This window comes from Acinetobacter sp. V102_4, from assembly GCF_031799005.1.
Taxonomy (GTDB): Bacteria; Pseudomonadota; Gammaproteobacteria; order Pseudomonadales; family Moraxellaceae; genus Acinetobacter; species Acinetobacter calcoaceticus.
This window is the reverse complement of sequence record NZ_JAVQNR010000038.1, coordinates 154,238-172,567: the sequence shown is the minus strand read 5'-3', so window position 1 is coordinate 172,567 and position 18,330 is coordinate 154,238. Positions and strand designations below refer to the sequence as shown.

The following is an 18,330-nucleotide window of genomic DNA, read 5'->3' as shown; positions in this document are numbered from 1 at the left end:
ATAACTTTGTGAATAAAGAAAAAGAGGAACGTGTTTCCTCTTACTTTTTTGGTACTCTTAGCCGAAATGATTTGTAGCATTTAGTGAGGGAGATCAATGCATTTAATTGGGCAACAAAGCAGAGTGAATATCCAAAAAGACAAAATAATGAAAATTATGCTGTTGTCTGTAGCTGTAGGTTTTACTGTGGCTATGGCTGGATGTGCTTCTAAACCGCAAATTAATAATAGTTCACGCTATGCAATGGCTCCTAACTATTACACAGTTCGTTCAGGTGATACTTTAAGTGGTATTGCAATGCGTTATGGTCTGGACTATGTCAGTATTGCCGAAATGAATGATATTCCCGCACCATATCGCATTTATGTTAATCAGTCTTTGCGTTTGAAGAAAGGTTCTTCACCAAGAACAGTTTCTACGCAAGTCATGGCGCAACCTGAACAAATTAAGCGTCAAACCATTGCTTTACCAACAACACAGCCTGTTACTCCAGTAACTCAGCCAGCAACTAGCGTACCATCAACAAATACGACAGTAGCTTCAATTGCACCAAATTCGAGCTTACGTTGGATAAAACCGACTAATGGCCCAGTAATTCAAGGGTTTAATTTGGCAAATAATGTCAAGGGAATCCGTTATGGTGGAAATCAGGGTGACCCTATTTATGCCGCAGCCGATGGTCAAGTTGTCTATGCAGCGGATGGCTTAAAAGAATACGGAAATCTGGTTTTAGTTAAGCATATTGACGGTTACATCAGTGCGTATGCCCACAATAGCAAGATGTTGGTGAAAAGCGGTGATAATATAACTGCTGGACAAAAAATTGCCGAAATGGGATCTACTGGCGCGTCTCAGGTCATGCTCGAGTTCCAGATTCGTTTGGATGGAAAACCGATTAATCCTATAAATCTTTTACCAAAATAGCTAATGCAAAAAACTTAGGTTTCCTCGTATAATGTAATTGGTTGCTTTCATTACAACAATAAGCATTTTTTATAAATTTAAAATTAGATTTGAGGAAACCTATGTTAGATCAGCTTCGTGCGATGGGTGTTTTTGCTTGTGTGGTCGAAAAAAGTTCATTCAGTGGTGCGGCACGTGAATTGGGAATTACAACAAGTGCGGTGAGCCAACAGATTCGCTCCCTTGAGAATGAAATGGATGTAATTTTATTACATCGCTCCACTCGTAAACTTAGTTTAACAGAAGCCGGACAGGCTTTTTTTTCAAGCTGTCAAGAGATGTTGGCGGCTGCTGAAAGGGGAAAAATCAGAATTAATGAATTGAGGGATGATTTAATCGGAGATTTGCGTATTGCAACAACTCCTGATTTAGCAGTTCAACACCTCATTCCTGCATTATCTCACTGGATGTCAGCTCATCGCGGCTTATCTGTGCATTTCGAAGTTGGGCATCGCTATATCGATTTAATTGAAGAGCGAATTGATATCGCAGTACGCATGAGTTCCACTCCGGTAGAAGAGAGTAGCTCTATCATTCCGATGGCTTTTGTAGATCAAATTTTGGTAGCTTCTCCCAGTTATCTGAACCAATCTAGTCCAATTGTGCATCCTAATGATTTAAGAGATCATGAATTGTTGTCGATTAATGTCATGAATGACTCGCGCCATTTCAATTTTCAACATGTAAAAACAGGTGAAACGCTTAATATTGAAATGCAAAGCCGTTTGCAGAGCAATAATTTACAAGTTGCAAAAGCGTTATGTCAGCAAGGACACGGTATTGCACGAATTTTATATTTGGACGCTCAGAAAGAATTAAAAAATGGTTCTTTGATTGAACTCATGCCAGATTGGAAATTACCAGCTTTTACATTGTATGCAGAAGTTGCCAAGCATGATCAACAACCAATGAAAATTCAACGTTGTGTTGAAGCACTTAAACAATATTTTAGCCAGTTAGCAGGAGGGCGAGCGATTCAAATCGTCCGTTAATTTTGCAAGTCTAAAAGTAAAAAGGGCCTGTATTTTACAGGCCCTTTTTTATTACTTCTGTTTTAGTGCGGCAACTTCTTCTGCATTTTCTTGTGGCAGATCGTTAGCAGTAAGTTCTTCATGCTTCTTAATTTTTTTCTTATTTTTCTTTTTCTTTTTTGGCTCTTCTTCAATTTCAGCACCATCCTCAATGGCTTGCCAATATTCAAGTTGTTCCATCACTGCTGCATAAATTGAATTTTTGCTGTATTTACCTTTTTTATCGAGTGCACCAACCGGACGAGCCATTAAAATTTCAAGTGCCTGATCAATCGTATCAATCGCATGGATATGGAATTGACCGCTGCGAACAGCATCAATAACATCCTGACGTATCATTAAATGCTGCATGTTTTGACGAGGAATAATGACACCTTGCTTACCTGTGAAACCTTGTAATTTACATGCATCATAAAAGCCTTCAATTTTTGCATTGACGCCACCAATTGGCTGGACTTGTCCTAATTGGTTCATAGAGCCAGTAATCGCCCATGATTGATCAATTGGTATCTGGCTAATCGCAGAAATCAATGCTGAAAGCTCAGCAACAGTGGCACTATCGCCATCGACTTGACCATAGCTTTGTTCAAATGCAAGCGCAGCGGAGAAATGTAAAATTTGTTCACGGCCAAAGTGAGCTTTCAAGAAGCTAGACATCAGCAACACGCCTTTGGCATGCAGTGAGCCACCAAGTTCTACACTACGTTCAATATCAAGAATATCACCACCACCTTGATAAACAGACGCTGTCAAACGTGAAGGCAAACCAAACTCAACATCTGCATAATGAATAACGGAAAGGGCATTGATCTGACCTAAACGGTATCCCGACGTTTCGATTAATTGTGTACCACGTGAAAGATCTTGCCAGTAAAGTTCTCTTAAATAGCCTAAACGGTATTGTCGATGTTGTAGAGCTAAATTGATATGCTGTTCAGTGACGATCTTGTCTTCGGCTTTAAACGCATGGTGGTGCGCTTCTCGAATGAGGTCACCTAAAGTCGACGCATGTAATGATAACGAGCTTTGATCTTCTGCTTGGCGGCTCGAATCAGTTAATAAAGCTGCTAAAGCGCTACGATCAAATGGTAATAATTTATCGGCTTGTACATAGTCAGCAATCAACTGCATATAAGCCTGTTCATTCGTTTCATTACGTTGCAGAGTATCGGTAAAATCTGCACGAATTTTAAAGACACTGCCAAGTTCTGGTTCAATCTCTAAAATTTCATAATAAATTTCAGGCTCAGCCATTAAGATCACTTTAATATCGAGCGGAATTGCAGCAGGTTCAATCGAAATGCTGCCAGTTAGAGTCAGCATGTGTTCAAGTGAAGACAATTTAAGCTGCCCAGATTTAAGCGCGCGTTTTAAACCTTGCCATGCATAAGGTTGTTCTAGTAACTGCTCAGCTTCAAGCATTAAAAAGCCACCATTGGCTTGATGCAATGAACCAGGACGAATTAAGGTGAAATCTGTGATAATTGTGCCGTTATGGGTGAGCTGTTCAACGTGACCAAGTAAATTATAGTGCGTTGGAAAGTCTTCAAAAATAACAGGAGCACCGCTATTTGGTTTGTTAGCCACAATAACATTAGCTTGATAACGTGCAGGAACACGGTTGAACATTGATGGAGCATAATCATCTTCATCTTGTTCTAAAATCAATTCAACATTATCAATAATATCTTGCGCATATTGTTTTAAGTAGTCTTCTAACCCTTTAACCTGACCATATTTATTTAAAATAAGGTCCATTCTTGGCATAACGACTTGCGTTGCAATATCTCGATTTAACACAGACACTTTGTCACGTGCATCATCTTCTAAATCACCTAAATGTAGACCAAGGCGATCCAGCTTTTTATCCATATAGCGAATATTGGCAGCAATTTCAGCGCGTTGTTTACTATTTAAGGCATCAATATCATTTTGGGTAAGTTCTTGAACTTGATCATCTTTGACTTGTACTGGTACAAAACCATGTTTCTCATTACGAGAAATGAGTTTTAAGTCGAGTTCTTCACCTTCTTTGGTCAGTTCAACAAGTGCTTGCTGTTGTACATCACCTGTTTCCTGACGGATGCGCTCAATACGGTTATGATAAGTCTCTGCACTAAAACGGCGTTCAAGTTGTTTTAAAATTATTTGCCAAGTTTGTTCATGTGCTTGTTGAAACTTAGTCCCTTGACCTGCTGGGAAACGTAGGGCAATAGGTTGACGTGCTTGTTTGAAATTATAGACATACACCCAGTCATCAGGCGTTGGCATTGTTTTGGCGTGCTGCTGTAACAAACGTTTGATCATGGTACGTTTGCCTAAACCAGCAGTTCCTACGGCAAAAATATTATAGCCTGAGTAGGGTAAAGAAATTCCCGCCTCTACAGATGCTTTGGCACGATCTTGACCTAAAAAGTTATTAAGCGGTTTGATGCGTTTGGTTGAAGCTGGAATTTTTTCAAAATCTGGGATATGTGTAAGTTGTTCGGGTTTTAAAACGGTCTTATCTAAGGTCATTTTTATATCAGGTTGCTCAAAAGCTGAAGGAAATGCATTTACTGTGACGTTTGTGGTGTTTGTTTTGGCGAGTGATAAAGTTGAAATAGTCACTTGATCAAGTTTTTGTGTCACTGTTGATATCCAGCAAAAGAAAACGAAGGTTGAAGGCTAAAGGTATACAGGTTTAGCATAAAATATCAAGCAAACTTGCGGTTTTTATCGCCAAACTCAAAATGTTTGCATAAAGAATCTTGAAAGCAATTGTAAGAAGGGTTTGAATAGGCACATTTATAATTTATGGAAAATAAAAAACGAATGAGTGCTGAATCTAAAGGGTGGAAAAGTTCCTTTATGGCTTTCTTAGATCGCCGGGCAATTATTATGTTGTTTCTAGGTTTTTCATCGGGCATTCCAATATTCCTGATTTTTTCGACCTTATCCTTTTGGTTGACTGAAGCTGGAATTAATAGAAGTACTATTACGATGTTTTCTTGGGCGGCTTTGGCTTATTCATTCAAGTTTATTTGGGCTCCATTAATAGATAAATTGCCACTTCCGTATTTAACAAAAAAAATGGGACTAAGACGTAGTTGGCTGTTAGTGGCTCAGCTTTTGGTAATTTGTGCAATTTGTATGATGGCATTTACAAATCCACTGCCGAATTCCTCTGATTTTGGTTCATTTTCAAATCTAACGATTATGGCAGGAGCTGCTATTTTTCTAGGTTTCTCGTCTGCTACACAAGATATTATTGTGGATGCTTATCGAATTGAATTAACTGAAGATCCCAATATACAAACTGTTTTGGCTTCAACTTATAATGCCGGATATCGTACTGCTACAATTATTACACAATTGGGTGCGCTATTATTCGCAGCCTCTTTAGGTACAGCTGTGGGCAACTATATATATGAGGCTTGGCGAACTACTTATCTATTAATGGCTGGTTTAATGTCTATAGGGATTATTACAACATTACTCATCCATGAACCTCAAGTTAAGCGTGTTCAACATCATTATCAAACTAAAGATTATTTCCAGTTATTCTCAGTTTTTGTTATTTCAACTATAGTTTTTGCTACCAGTTTTTATCAAATTGGCTTAATTTTTGATTCATTCTCTATTCAAGATGCTTTTTTGAGCTTTATAATTTTAGTTATAAAATTCTTAGTTAGTATATTAATTGCTGTTGTTGCAATTTTAGCTTTAATTAAATTTGGCTTGATTAATAAGACAATTGTTGTAGAAACATGGCTATCACCACTCTTAGATTTTTTTAAACGATATGGAGTAAAAGTTGCGTTAGCAATTTTATTATTAATTGGTTTTTATCGTATTTCCGATGTCGTTGCTGGCGTAATGGCTAATTTATTCTATTTAGATTTAAATTTTGATAAAGAAGAAATTGCTTGGTTTAATAAATTTTTTGCAATTTTCTTTGTTATATTGGGGGGTTTTCTGGGAGGGATGTTAGCTCAACGCTATAATGTTATGAAGATGATGCTGTTAGGAGCAATTCTAGCAAGTACGACTAATTTGATTTTTGTAGGTTTAGTTAAATCTGGCGCAACTATGCAGAACGTTCAGGTTAATATTGGTGATCAGGTTTATACTGTAAATCCTGATGAGGTTGGAAATTGGTCATTACAATTCCCAAGTAATACCTTAACAACTCAGAATGAAGTCTCAATTACTTCACAGCCGATAGGATATACTGAGCCTTTAAAGATATCTGTTCCATTAAAATTATTTAACTCAGGATCTCAACCAGATATTTATATTCAAGCAATTGGTGGGGATAATCTCTTATATAAAGATGAGTTGAAGAAAGATGTAATTCTTCATGGTAATTTGTTGAACTTACCGAAAAATAGTCAAATAAAATCAGTTAGTATTTTATTGAATTCAAAAAATAGAATAGAAGGTAAGATTAAGGATAATGATTGGAATGTCGTTATTCCTGGAAATGAACTCGCTAAACTTGATCAAATACGAGTAGAGGCAAGTTATGAAGCTAACAAGCAATTACATAACCTAAGCTTAATACATAGTTATAAAAAACAGTTAGCAGAGAACCAACCTCGTTATCGCATGAGTTTATTTGATATTCCAGCGATTCCAGTTGATAAAAATATTGATATCGAGTTAAAAGGGAAAGTAGTTGTACCTTATAGTAAAGTCTGGCTAGTTATGGGGATCATATTTGATAATTTGGCTTCCGGATTAGCTGGTGCAGTTTTCATCGCATTTCTTTCTAGTTTAACTAGTGTGTCATTTACCGCCATGCAATATGCTATTTTTAGCTCTTTAATGTTGTTGTTACCTAAAACAATTGGTGGATACTCAGGTACCATAGTAAATCATATCGGTTATTCAGGCTTTTTTACGGTTACATTTTTGATGGGTTTGCCAATTTTATTGCTCGTTATTTGGGTAGGTAAATTGTTAAGTCAGCGATCATCAGAATAAAAGTTTCCTAGGAGATAGATATATGCGAATGCTTCATACAATGTTGCGAGTAGGCAATTTAGAACAATCTTTAAAGTTCTATACCGAAGTATTAGGAATGAAGTTACTTCGTAAGCGTGATTATGAAGAAGGGCGCTTTACACTGGCATTTGTTGGTTATGGTGATGAAGAAACCAATACTGTGCTTGAACTCACTCATAACTGGGATACTTCAAGTTATGATTTAGGCAATGCATACGGCCATATCGCTATTGGTGTCGATGATGCTTATAAAGCATGTGAAGAAATTAAAGCACGTGGTGGTAAAGTCGTGCGTGAAGCTGGCCCAATGAAAGGCGGCGTCACAGTTATTGCATTTGTTGAAGATCCAGATGGTTATAAAATCGAGTTGATTCAACAAGATGCTGATGCCAGAAATAACTAAATAAATGACTTAGGCGATTTAAGATTTAGGTCTTAAAAGTCTAGCTTTATTTTTAGAGCCCAGTATGATGAATATCCGACCGAATGGTCAATTTATCAACTGGGTTTTTTATTTATCTAAAATAATCATAGGATGTGGCTATGTTGAAGTTATTGGCACTTGATCGATTTACAATTTTGTTGGTTGGAATGGTACTACTAGCAACATTTTTTCCAGTCAGTGGTCAAGCAGCGCAATATTTCAATACACTCACCACGGTCGCGATTGCAATATTATTTTTTTTGCATGGTGCGAAGCTGTCTCGTGAGGCTGTAATTGAAGGCATTTTGCATTGGAAAATGCATTTACTTGTATTCGCATTTACTTTTTTTGTTTTTCCAGTGATTGGTTTGTTGGCTAAGCCGATTCTGTTACCTCTACTAGGTCAGCAGCTGTACTGGGGTTTTCTGTTTATGTGCTTTTTACCCTCTACGGTTCAATCTTCTATTGCATTTACATCAGTTGCAAAAGGGAATGTGGCGGGAGCGGTCTGTAGTGCATCTTTTTCAAATTTGATTGGTATGTTTATTACACCAGTGTTGGTTAGCTTTTTTATTTTAGGCCAAAGCCAACATGGGTTCGATCCGACTGCTTCAATTATACAAATTACATTGTTACTGTTAGTGCCATTTATTTTAGGACAAATATTACGTCCTTATATTTTTCCCTATATGGCAAAAGTTCCAAGTATTGTTAAAGCTTTCGATCAAGGTTCAATTTTGATGGTGGTGTATGGTGCATTCAGTGGGGCAGTGGTCGCAGGGCTTTGGCATCAGGTGAGCTGGAAAACCTTACTTATTTTAACGGTTGCTTGTTCAGTTCTTTTAACCATCATTATGCTATTAGCACTTTATCTACCACGTGTTTTTGGATTTAACCGAGCAGATCAAGTCACGGTTTTCTTTTGTAGCTCAAAAAAGACGCTGGCAAGTGGTGTGCCGATGGCGCAAATCTTATTTATTGGTCAGCCTTTAGGCATGATTGTGTTACCTATTATGATCTTTCACCAAATCCAATTAATGGTTTGTGGGGTAATTGCAAATTACTGGGCTAAATCTAAAGATTAATTCGCAAATAAAAATTATTTGACGTATAATCTTGTCCACTTGTTGTGCTTAGCTCTAACCCTAGAGGTTTCGGTGGGCCAAAAGAATGGTCTGTTGTGGTGTTGATCTGCTCATTTGAGCCTGTCCTCAACTTAGTTGAGAGTGATCAATTGCGATGGCAGCTTAAGCCTTTCTAAATTAGGAGTAATCGACGATGCGCGCCGATATTCACCCAAAATATGCAACATTAGTAGCAACTTGTTCTTGCGGTAACGTAATCGAAACTCGTTCTGCTTTAGGTAAAGACACTATCTACCTTGACGTATGTTCAGCTTGCCACCCATTCTATACTGGTAAGCAAAAGAATGTAGACACTGGTGGTCGTATCGACAAATTCAAACAACGTTTTTCTGGTATGTCTCGCTCTATCAAGCGTTAATACTGCAAAACGAAACAAAAAACGGGCTTTATGCCCGTTTTTTGTTTATGGACGACAAGACCATTATTGGTCTTGTACGTCTGTTAATCGATCAAGTTTTTTCTGGAAATAACGACCCTGTAAGAAACGTGCTTCTACATTCCAAGCGTTTGCAAATAAGTTCATATCATTAAGATCGGCAAGCAAAATCCCTACTGGTTTTACAGTCAAATAGTTCAAAACCTTTTCTTGTAATTGCGCTAAACCAGCGTCTGAGTTTAATAGCTCTGTCTTCTTCGATTGCAATTTTAAATATTGAACATCAAGTTGTTGCAAAATCGATTCACTATAAATAGAAGATGTGAAATCCCGAATTGAAATTTCTGCGCCGTGTTGACGTAGGCGAGCTATTTGTTGCTGCACAATTGCAAGATGTGGCTGAATCGCTTGTTCTGAAAATTGTAAAACCAATGGGCTTTCTTGCTTACTACCAATAATGGTGAGTAATTTCGAAATCAGCTCAGGGAATGATTTATCTTTGAGTAAGATATCAATATTCAAGTTAATAATCAGCTTAGCTTTCGGGTACTGCGTAATAAAATTATGTAGCTGCTTGCTAGCCTCAACCAAGACCCAACGGTCTAATTGAATAGAAAGTTCGCTATCATCTCTTAATGTGGCTAAATCGTTTAAGTCGTGCCACTGTTCATCTGCAATAAAACCGCTAGTAACTTCATAGTTATGGGTTTCTTGATCATGCTTATCATAAATCTGCTGATATTTTAAATGGATTTCACCCCGTGCTAACTGTTGCTTTAATTGTTGCAATAGAGAGGATTGCACAGGAGCATCAACATTCTGAAGGCTTAGATCAAGTGAGATAGAAGAACTCGTAGGCTCAGGAGTGATAATATCGATAGTTGGCACTAACTCAATTTCTGACTTCGCCTTAGGTAGCTCTTGCTGATTGGTTTGATCGAGCAGCTTTGCAAAACTAGCTTCATCTAAAGGTTCAGTAATTTGCGCATAACTCAGCTTAAACTGGATCGAGTAGTTAAGCTCATTAATCGGTAATAAATGCTCTTTTTGCAAACTTTGCAAACTAGCCAATTGGGAGTTAAGGACTGTACTGTTTTCGGCTTGCAAAACGCCAAGGTATGCCCCAAGTTCAAGATTGAAAATCGGCATTTGTGCTTGTTCTTTCAGAAAACTTTGCAGCCGATTAAAATATTGTCCAGGAGTTTGCCAATCGAGTTGAAATATACGTTCTGGGCACTGACTTAATCTAAATAAAACCAATGCATTCGCTTGAGCAGGGTGGGTTGATAGCTGTCGATTAATCTGTTGCCAAGGCGTAATTAACCCATAGCTCTTTTCAGAAAAGACTGTATTTACGGGTGTTTGTAAATCCAGTTGATAGTCAATGGTTAACTGTACGGCATCTTCTTCCTGACTGGGAATAAATTCAAGTTTTAAAGCATTATTGCCTGAAATTGCTGCATGTTGACTCTGGATTTCAAAACGCGCCTGATCAAATTGACCTAATGAAATCTTCTTAAATCTTTGTTTAAAAATATTTAAATCATTGGGTTGTAAAACATCTAATATCGGCAGGCCAATAATCTCTTCTTCTTGCTTAAAGCCAAAAAGGTTGAGATATTCTGTATTTGCCTTAACGTGCATACCTTCTTGAAAAAGGGCAACTGCTTTATGACTGTTATTGACCAATGTTTGTGTATGAGAGTGAATAGTCTCTAGTTCACTCGTCAGGCGTTGCTCAGTTTGCAATAAATGACTATACGACAAGGTCCGAATAAGCGTGATATAAAAAAAATCTAATGGTTCTAATGGAACTACATCATAAATACCTTTATGAATATAAGTCTGATATTGCTGAGGTTGATAGTCTTCAGGTTGCAATAACAAAACAGGTAAATGTGGCTGCTCAGATGCTTGAATAAGGGAGAGGGTTTGTTCAATTTTTAGGTCATAAGCACGACCAAAAATAATAGCATCCCAAGGCGTATTTAACTGTTTTTCAAAAATTTTTAGGTCATCAAGCAATAATGCCTGAACTTGATAATCATTCCCCAATAATAAATTTAAAATCTGGTTATAACGTAGCTGGTTGTCATCAATAATGAGTAAACGTGTTTCAGTACGTTTTAACTTTTTAGATAATAAAGAGTTTCTCACTTTAGTGCTTCCCATAAATCTTGACTGCTAGAGTTGCTATTCTTTTTCATCATGAACTGATCAAGCAGATTTTGTTGCTGCTCATTCAGAAGTTCGAAATGAAATTGAATAAAACTTTGAGTAATGAGTTGTGCTTTGAGTAGATACACTTTGATTTCTTCTGTCCCCAATCGTAAATGAATTGTTTGTTGCTCTCTAAAAATTTGTGACCCCGGTAAAATCAGCGTATTTTGTATTTCTTCTAGGTTTTGTGTTTGTAGTAATAGTGCAGGATGATAATTGCGAGTATGACGCTCAGCTTGAATATGCACTGCGCAAGGGAACATGGCCTGTGACAAAATCTCTAAACCTAACTCTAGGCTTTTTTCTGTCGACTGCTTAATCCAGCGGATTACTCCACCACGCCATTGTCCATGCAAGGTTTCTTTAACTAAAATATATTCACCGGTTCTTAGATTTTTCGGTGCTTCCCCAGACCATTTAATACGATATCCATTGACACTAATATCGAGAACAGTAGTTTGATAAATGGTTTTGCTTTCACGACTTAAGCGTTGATAGGATGTCGTTTGTTGTTCTTTTTTCTCTAAATTGGATAGAACTTTAGATTCACTTTGTAAGTTGTAGTTATTGTTAAGTTGTAGCGTTTCTTCAAAGTTTTTTGCTTTCGAGAGATAGAAATGAGCCGTGCTTAAACCGAAACAAATTTGTAGCTCTGCATTATATTCATAACGTTCATGACGACGTTGAGCGGTAGTACCTAAAATAGTTTGAACATGAAACTTTAAAGCTGGGCTTAAATAAAACTTTTCATTCTTGGAAATATATTGCGCATTTTTATGCATGGTTGCAGTGACATGCTCAAGTAAAGCTTGTGTGCCTATAAAAATGTTTGGGCTAAAGTTAGAGCTGCGTTTGGTGTTATAAACCGGCGGATGATCTTTATTTGGGTCGACTACATATTTCGTTAATGCTATGTCTTTCGGCAAAATATGAATCATTCTTGCCCAGTCAAAGCTACATTGAAATAATGCCTGAATTTCTGACTGACGAATTTGGTTCGTATTTAAAATGTCGAGCAAAATAAGCTGAGCATAAGCTTGAGTAATATTTGCTAGAGGGTGATGTACACCTTGAATATGGTTAATATTTACCAGATGATATTTATGCTGAACAGCAGTTTCATAGAGTTGATGTGCAATTAACCATTGTCCTTTAACTGGCTCACTATAAAGCATATGCTGCTGATATAAGAGACTGGTTAATTGTTGTAGCGCATGGAAAGTCGATAAAGTACGTGCCGTTTGCAAATTCTTTTTTTGTTTATAGGCAAACAGTGAAAATTTTTGATGCTGTAATTGCTCATGGCTATTTTTAGCAATATTTAAATAAATACTGGCAAAATAGCATCGGAGCAACATCGCTAATTCAATAATGTGTTCATTACGGTCTGTGCTAATAACACCTTGGTTAAAAAAGTTTTTTTCTAGGCTTGCAAGAACGTTATTAATGGTGGGATGAAGCGTTTGTATGAGATCGAAACGCAAGGTCTCACTACATTTTAATTCATTGAGTTCTAAAATGGCTGTGAATAATGCTTTTGACGTATCGCCGAGTTGCATAATAGAAAGGGTGGTGACCCATTCATTAAGATCTTTAATATTGGCTTCACAAAAGCTTAACCGCTCACGAGTGAGTGCGGTTTGATTGTGAAAAATGTCCGATAGTGCATTATTCATCATCACTTATTATATAACTCAAAATGTTGTTGCCCCAAAAAGCGGTGTTTTATTCTTTTCGCCCGCAATTTCCCTGACGAGTTTAGGAACCAAATACCCCGGTAGGTTCGCTAACACATCACGATATATATCATCTATCTCAGATGGTATTAAATCAAAATGTTGTGCACCTTTTACTTTATCTAAAACATGTAAGTAATAAGGCATAACGCGAGCTTCAAATAAACGATAACTTAAATCAATTAATGTTTGCGCAGAATCATTAACACCTTTAAGCAAAACTGCCTGATTAAGTACAGTAATGTGCTCGGCAGATAACTGCAACAATTTTGAACAGGTAAAGTCATCAAGTTCAGAAGCGTGGTTTGAGTGTACCACCAGAATAATACGCAGCCTACTGTTTTTTAATAAAGAAATAAGCTCTTCGTCGATACGGTTTGGAATAACAATTGGAACCCGTGAATGAATTCTCAGAATCTTAATTTGTTTGAGAGATGATAAGCGTTCTAGCCAAAGTGCTATTTTACGATTAGAAAGCGTAAGGGGGTCGCCACCACTCAAAATGATTTCATTAATGTGCGGATTCGCTTCAATATAATTTTTTATATTTGGCCAATCGTCATTTTTCGGTAAATTTTCTTGATAGGGAAAATGACGACGGAAACAATAACGGCAATGTACCGCACAAGCACCCGTCAAAGTCAGTAAAAAACGTGATTGATATTTATGTAATACACCGGGTAATTGATTTGCTGCTTCTTCACCTAAAGGGTCAGTTACAAATTCAGGATGTTCCTCAAGTTCTAAATGATGAGGTAAAACCTGTAGTAAAAGCGGGTCAAAAGGGTTTTTAACGTTCATTTTTCCGACGAACGCGCGAGGAACCCGTAATTTAAACTGTTCAGAAGCCAGAATCGCACCTGATAATAGCTGATCGGTGGATAACTCGAGTAGGTTTAGCAACTCCAAAGGATCTGTAATAAGGTCACTCAGTTGCGATTGCCAGTTTTGCTCTTGGTATAAATAGTTTATCATTTGACACGATTAAGATAATGCAACAACGCATTATATCGCATAGTTGACTTGTTAAGTTTGGAGTGTGCCAGTCATGGCCAATTATTCTACAAATGATTTCAAGCCGGGCCTTAAGGTCATGCTTGACAGTAACCCATGTTCAATCATGGAAAATGAATACGTAAAACCAGGTAAAGGTCAAGCGTTCAACCGCGTAAAATTACGTAACCTTAGAACTGGTAAAGTTTTAGAAAAAACTTTTAAGTCTGGCGATACTGTAGAAGCGGCTGACATCGTAGAAGTAGAAATGGACTACTTATACAATGATGGCGAACTTTGGAACTTCATGGATCCTGTAACTTTTGAGCAAATCGCTGCAGACAAAACTGCAATGGGCGATGCAGCTAAATGGTTAAAAGACGATTCAAATGAAAAATGTACTATTATGTTGTTCAACGGTGTGCCTTTAACTGTAAGTGCGCCGAACTTCGTAGTATTAAAAATTGTTGAAACTGATCCAGGTGTACGCGGTGATACATCTGGCGGTGGCGGTAAACCAGCTAAGCTTGAAACAGGTGCGGTTGTTCGTGTTCCGTTATTTGTTCAGCAAGAAGATAGCGTTCGTGTAGATACTCGTACTGGCGATTATTTAGAGCGTGCATAATAGTTAAAAAATAAACTATTATCGAAGGGATGATGTAAATCATCCCTTTTTTTATGCGAAAGTATAAGAGGAAAAAAATTAAAGGAGGAGTACAGTCACAAGGATTTGATAGAACAGTACATAACAATATAAAAATGCTGTAGTTATTTATTGAGAGGTTAAGAATGGACACAATGCAAGCGAAATCTACGCTTCCCTCCAAGCTGGTCTGGAGCCTAGTGGCAATTATAGGTGCAATTTCTTTTGGGATGCTGGCACTCAGTCGTGGTGAACATGTCAATGCGGTTTGGCTTGTACTTGCTGCAGCATGTGTATATAGCATCGCATATCGATTTTATAGTCTATTTATTGCAACTAAAGTATTTGAATTAAACCCAAGACGTTTAACCCCAGCACATCGTTTAGCCGATGGTCTGGATTATGTTCCCACCAATAAATACGTACTTTTTGGTCATCACTTTGCGGCAATTGCCGGAGCGGGACCATTAGTCGGGCCAATTTTGGCTGCACAAATGGGTTTTTTACCAGGGACAATCTGGCTACTGGTCGGTGTGGTTGTCGCAGGTGCAGTACAAGACTTCTTAGTTTTATTTATTTCAACGCGTCGAGACGGTCGTTCGCTTGGTGAAATGGCAAAACAGGAACTGGGTTCTTTTGCTGGTATCGTTGTAATGCTTGGTGCGCTTGGGGTAATGATTATTATCCTTGCGGTATTGGCCTTAGTTGTGGTTAAAGCACTCGCCCATAGTCCATGGGGTGTGTTTACTATTGCAGCAACTATTCCAATTGCATTATTTATGGGCGTTTACATGCGATTTATTCGCCCGGGACGTATTGCTGAAGTTTCTATTATTGGCTTCGTCTTAATGATGCTTGCCATTGTTTATGGTGGGCATGTTGCGGCAGATCCTTATTGGGGTGAATTTTTCACCTTAACAGGAACACAGCTTACATGGTGCTTAATCATTTATGGATTTATCGCCTCAGTTTTACCTGTCTGGTTATTGTTAGCACCACGTGATTATCTATCAACATTCCTTAAAATTGGTGTCATTCTCGGTTTAGCAGTCGGTATTATCATTGCATTACCTGAATTGAAAATGCCAGCAGTGACTCATTTTATTGACGGTACTGGCCCTGTTTTCTCAGGTAGCTTATTCCCATTCCTATTTATTACCATTGCCTGTGGTGCTATTTCTGGTTTCCACGCGCTTGTATCAAGTGGTACCACACCAAAACTCATTGATAACGAAGCTGACATTCGCGTGATTGGTTATGGCGGCATGCTCATGGAGTCTTTCGTCGGTATTATGGCGATGATCTGTGCAACTGTCTTAGACCCAGGCGTGTACTTTGCAATTAATGCACCCGCGGCTGTACTTGGTACAACTGTAGAATCAGCGGCAGAAGCGGTTCGTAATTTAGGATTTGTCGTTACCCCTGAAATGTTAACAGTGTTGGCACAGGAAGTAGGTGAAAGCTCGATTCTTTCACGTACAGGTGGCGCACCTACTTTTGCGATTGGTATGGCACATATCATTTCGGAAATTTTCAATAGCCGTTCAATGATGGCATTTTGGTACCACTTTGCGATTTTATTTGAAGCATTATTCATCTTAACTGCTGTAGATGCGGGTACACGTGCTTGTCGTTTTATGGTGCAAGACACAGTGGGTATTGTGATTCCTGCTGTTAAATCTTCTGGTTCATTCGTGGGTAACTTAGTGGGTACAGCAGTTGCAGTAGGTGGATGGGGATTCTTCGTCTATCAAGGTGTGATTGATCCACTGGGTGGTGTTAACTCCTTATGGCCTCTGTTTGGTGTTGGTAACCAAATGCTGGCTTCAATGGCTCTCATTTTGGGTACAGTCATTCTGTTTAAAATGAAAAAAGAAAAATATGTGTGGGTGACAATCATCCCAACAATTTTCTTATTCGTGACCTGTATGACTGCGGGTTGGCAAAAGATTTTCCACGAAAATCCAAAGATTGGTTTCTTAGCGCAAGCAAATAGATTTTCAGATGCAATCGCTCGTGGTGAAATTCTTAAACCAGCTAAAACTATTGCTGAGATGCAAAACATTGTGATGTCTAATCAGATTAATGCTGCGCTTTGTGGCTTCTTTATGATTGTATCGATTGTCATGATTATTGCTTCAATTGGTATTGTACGCCGTGCTTTAGCAAGCCCAACACCGACTGTAAATGAATCCCCAGCTGTATATGCTGATCCTGAAGTGGTCACCACGCGAGGAGAGTAATGATGAATTTTAAATTTGCAAAGAATGGAACTGTCATTATTGCGAAAATCATCAAAATGACGGTGCTCTCACAAAAAGAGCTATTGCTCTCTCCAAAGAATTGGTCACGCATTGCAACACTGTGGCAGCGTTTGCAGCAAAGCTTTCGACTCATGGTTGGAGTGCCAGATTATCAAACGTATTTGGAACATATGAAGCTTCATCATTCTGATTTAACACCAATGGATGCTAAAACTTTCTATCGCTATTGTGTCGATGCGCGTTATCCATCGGCTGGCGGTACTTTAAAGAAATGCCCTTGTTAAGTTGAGAGTTAATTTCAGCTAAACAAAACGGTATGTGGTTAAACCATGTACCGTTTTTCTTTTTTGGAAAATGAAAAAGAGTTTGCTTAAAGTCTGCTCATTTGTATTTTTTTCAATTGAAAATCACTTGTTTTGCTTTTGAAAAATGAATATTATGCTTTCCATCCTAGGTGTATAGCTCAGTTGGTTAGAGCGCTACGTTGACATCGTAGAGGTCTCCAGTTCGAGTCTGGATATACCTACCAAGACATTAAAGTCATATAAACTCGAATAGCTTTATATGATTGAAAAAGCCCTAAACTATGATGGTTTAGGGCTTTTTTTATTGCTTTCTATAAACTCATATAGCAGATCGATTCTTATGTGGTCCTAGCAATCGCTCTTTTAAACAGAAGCAATAGACTCACGGACTAAATCTTCATAGGTACGTAGGGGATGTCCTATCATCATCTCTAAATTTTCTACTGTGCCAGCAGCAGCTTGCATCCCAAATGTTTGGATTCCAGCCATCATAAGACGCATGTCATAAGCCATCCAGCTAGGGCTAAATGAAGATAATTGCCCTTCAAAAGCAGCGACATCATCCCCGCCATAAGTGATTTTTTGACCTAAAGCTTCACTCCAAATTTGTGCAACCGAATCTCCCGTAAGTGGCTGAGGGCCTACTAATTCGAGTGTAATACGATCAAGTACAGAAGAGGATCGGTCGCGTCTTAGTAATTCAGCGACGGCCACATCTGCAATATCTCGTGCATCGATCATAGAAACGCCAGCAGAACCAATTGGCATTGGATAAACTGAATAATTTTTAACGGTCTGTTGAACCATTAAATCATTTTGCATGAAGTAAGCTGGACGAAGAATAGTGGCAGGGATGTCATGACTTTCAATCATACGTTCGACCGTATGCTTCCCTGTAAAATGAGGAACATTCGTAAACTTGTCAGCATGTATGACCGAAAGGTATACGATGCGTTCAATGCCAGCTTCACGTGCAAGGTTTAATGTAATTAGGGCTTGGGTCACCTCATCTGGTGTAACTGCATTTAGCAAAAATAGGGTACGTACAGATGACAGTGCTGTACGCATGGAAGAGACATCAGTAAGGTCTCCCACTACTTCAGTCACGCCCTCAGGAAGTTCTCGCTTACCCGTTTTGCGTACAAGTGCTTTAATTTCGGCACCTGCATTTGCCAGTCCTTGAATGATGAGTGAACCAATAGTGCCTGTAGCACCTGTAACAAGAATACTCATATTGATCT

Annotated in this window: 14 protein-coding genes and 1 tRNA gene; 10 read left to right on the top strand and 5 right to left on the bottom strand. The window is 38.3% G+C overall.

Features of this window, described 5'->3' with window-relative positions; all coding sequences use genetic code 11:
• Positions 1–96 precede the first annotated feature (96 nt).
• Together RMB13_RS10445 and RMB13_RS10440 are read left to right on the top strand one after the other, a co-directional pair.
• The gene (locus tag RMB13_RS10445) at positions 97–924 is read left to right on the top strand and encodes a peptidoglycan DD-metalloendopeptidase family protein (protein WP_311085213.1); all 828 of its coding nucleotides are present in this window, start codon (positions 97–99) and stop codon (positions 922–924) included.
• Positions 925–1,025: 101 nt separating this feature from the next.
• The gene (locus RMB13_RS10440; RefSeq protein WP_003650468.1) at positions 1,026–1,955 is read left to right on the top strand and encodes a LysR family transcriptional regulator; all 930 of its coding nucleotides are present in this window, start codon (positions 1,026–1,028) and stop codon (positions 1,953–1,955) included.
• Positions 1,956–2,006: 51 nt separating this feature from the next.
• Here RMB13_RS10440 and RMB13_RS10435 read toward each other — a convergent pair whose 3' ends face one another.
• The gene (locus RMB13_RS10435; RefSeq protein ID WP_056481294.1) at positions 2,007–4,625 is read right to left on the bottom strand and encodes a Lon protease family protein; all 2,619 of its coding nucleotides are present in this window, start codon (positions 4,623–4,625) and stop codon (positions 2,007–2,009) included.
• 165 nt (positions 4,626–4,790) lie between these two features.
• Between RMB13_RS10435 and RMB13_RS10430 the strand changes: the two genes are divergently transcribed.
• The 4 genes from RMB13_RS10430 to rpmE all read left to right on the top strand — a co-directional run bounded on the left by RMB13_RS10430 (position 4,791) and on the right by rpmE (position 8,910).
• Entirely contained in the window at positions 4,791–6,962 is a 2,172-nt protein-coding gene (locus RMB13_RS10430) for an AmpG family muropeptide MFS transporter (protein ID WP_281835000.1), read from the top strand.
• A 22-nt stretch (positions 6,963–6,984) separates the two neighbouring features.
• Positions 6,985–7,386, top strand: coding sequence for a lactoylglutathione lyase (gene gloA, locus RMB13_RS10425; protein ID WP_003650472.1), 402 nt, complete (start codon positions 6,985–6,987; stop codon positions 7,384–7,386).
• A 134-nt stretch (positions 7,387–7,520) separates the two neighbouring features.
• Positions 7,521–8,492: a bile acid:sodium symporter family protein gene (locus RMB13_RS10420; protein WP_171252330.1), complete on the top strand. Its 972-nt coding sequence runs from the start codon at positions 7,521–7,523 to the stop codon at positions 8,490–8,492.
• Between the two features lie 193 nt (positions 8,493–8,685).
• Positions 8,686–8,910, top strand: coding sequence for a 50S ribosomal protein L31 (gene rpmE / locus RMB13_RS10415; protein ID WP_003650476.1), 225 nt, complete (start codon positions 8,686–8,688; stop codon positions 8,908–8,910).
• Between the two features lie 63 nt (positions 8,911–8,973).
• Here rpmE and RMB13_RS10410 read toward each other — a convergent pair whose 3' ends face one another.
• Genes RMB13_RS10410 through epmB form a run of 3 tightly spaced genes read right to left on the bottom strand, consistent with a single transcriptional unit; the run spans position 8,974 to position 13,859 of the window.
• Positions 8,974–11,085: an EAL domain-containing protein gene (locus RMB13_RS10410; RefSeq protein WP_311085212.1), complete on the bottom strand. Its 2,112-nt coding sequence runs from the start codon at positions 11,083–11,085 to the stop codon at positions 8,974–8,976.
• Complete coding sequence (locus RMB13_RS10405; RefSeq protein ID WP_311085307.1) at positions 11,082–12,827, bottom strand: GTPase; 1,746 nt, start codon at positions 12,825–12,827, stop codon at positions 11,082–11,084. The genes RMB13_RS10410 and RMB13_RS10405 overlap by 4 nt, the downstream gene beginning before the upstream one ends.
• 15 nt (positions 12,828–12,842) lie before the next feature.
• On the bottom strand, positions 12,843–13,859 hold the full coding sequence (gene epmB, locus RMB13_RS10400; RefSeq protein ID WP_003650480.1) for an EF-P beta-lysylation protein EpmB: 1,017 nt from the start codon (positions 13,857–13,859) through the stop codon (positions 12,843–12,845).
• Between the two features lie 73 nt (positions 13,860–13,932).
• On the opposite strand from epmB, the gene efp reads away from it, so the two are divergent.
• The 4 genes from efp to RMB13_RS10380 all read left to right on the top strand — a co-directional run bounded on the left by efp (position 13,933) and on the right by RMB13_RS10380 (position 17,313).
• Entirely contained in the window at positions 13,933–14,502 is a 570-nt protein-coding gene (efp, locus tag RMB13_RS10395; RefSeq protein ID WP_004643557.1) for an elongation factor P, read from the top strand.
• A gap of 164 nt (positions 14,503–14,666) precedes the next feature.
• On the top strand, positions 14,667–16,763 hold the full coding sequence (locus tag RMB13_RS10390; protein WP_005039046.1) for a carbon starvation CstA family protein: 2,097 nt from the start codon (positions 14,667–14,669) through the stop codon (positions 16,761–16,763).
• On the top strand, positions 16,763–17,068 hold the full coding sequence (locus RMB13_RS10385; protein WP_004643555.1) for a YbdD/YjiX family protein: 306 nt from the start codon (positions 16,763–16,765) through the stop codon (positions 17,066–17,068). Before RMB13_RS10390 ends, RMB13_RS10385 begins: the two co-directional genes overlap by 1 nt.
• A gap of 168 nt (positions 17,069–17,236) precedes the next feature.
• Positions 17,237–17,313: transfer RNA gene (locus RMB13_RS10380), tRNA-Val, on the top strand.
• A gap of 139 nt (positions 17,314–17,452) precedes the next feature.
• Here RMB13_RS10380 and RMB13_RS10375 read toward each other — a convergent pair.
• Positions 17,453–18,322, bottom strand: coding sequence for an NmrA/HSCARG family protein (locus tag RMB13_RS10375; protein ID WP_311085211.1), 870 nt, complete (start codon positions 18,320–18,322; stop codon positions 17,453–17,455).
• Between the last annotated feature and the right edge of the window lie 8 nt (positions 18,323–18,330).

What these genes read in the sequence shown, in the direction of transcription:
- RMB13_RS10445 (WP_311085213.1), top strand. Translation starts at nt 97, where the DNA reads ATGCATTTAATTGGGCAACAAAGCAGAGTGAATATCCAAAAAGACAAA.
- RMB13_RS10430 (WP_281835000.1), top strand. Translation starts at nt 4,791, where the DNA reads ATGGAAAATAAAAAACGAATGAGTGCTGAATCTAAAGGGTGGAAAAGT.
- RMB13_RS10375 (WP_311085211.1), bottom strand. Translation starts at nt 18,322, where the DNA reads ATGAGTATTCTTGTTACAGGTGCTACAGGCACTATTGGTTCACTCATC.
- RMB13_RS10440 (WP_003650468.1), top strand. Translation starts at nt 1,026, where the DNA reads ATGTTAGATCAGCTTCGTGCGATGGGTGTTTTTGCTTGTGTGGTCGAA.
- epmB (WP_003650480.1), bottom strand. Translation starts at nt 13,859, where the DNA reads ATGATAAACTATTTATACCAAGAGCAAAACTGGCAATCGCAACTGAGT.
- RMB13_RS10385 (WP_004643555.1), top strand. Translation starts at nt 16,763, where the DNA reads ATGATGAATTTTAAATTTGCAAAGAATGGAACTGTCATTATTGCGAAA.
- rpmE (WP_003650476.1), top strand. Translation starts at nt 8,686, where the DNA reads ATGCGCGCCGATATTCACCCAAAATATGCAACATTAGTAGCAACTTGT.
- RMB13_RS10390 (WP_005039046.1), top strand. Translation starts at nt 14,667, where the DNA reads ATGGACACAATGCAAGCGAAATCTACGCTTCCCTCCAAGCTGGTCTGG.
- gloA (WP_003650472.1), top strand. Translation starts at nt 6,985, where the DNA reads ATGCGAATGCTTCATACAATGTTGCGAGTAGGCAATTTAGAACAATCT.
- efp (WP_004643557.1), top strand. Translation starts at nt 13,933, where the DNA reads ATGGCCAATTATTCTACAAATGATTTCAAGCCGGGCCTTAAGGTCATG.
- RMB13_RS10405 (WP_311085307.1), bottom strand. Translation starts at nt 12,827, where the DNA reads ATGATGAATAATGCACTATCGGACATTTTTCACAATCAAACCGCACTC.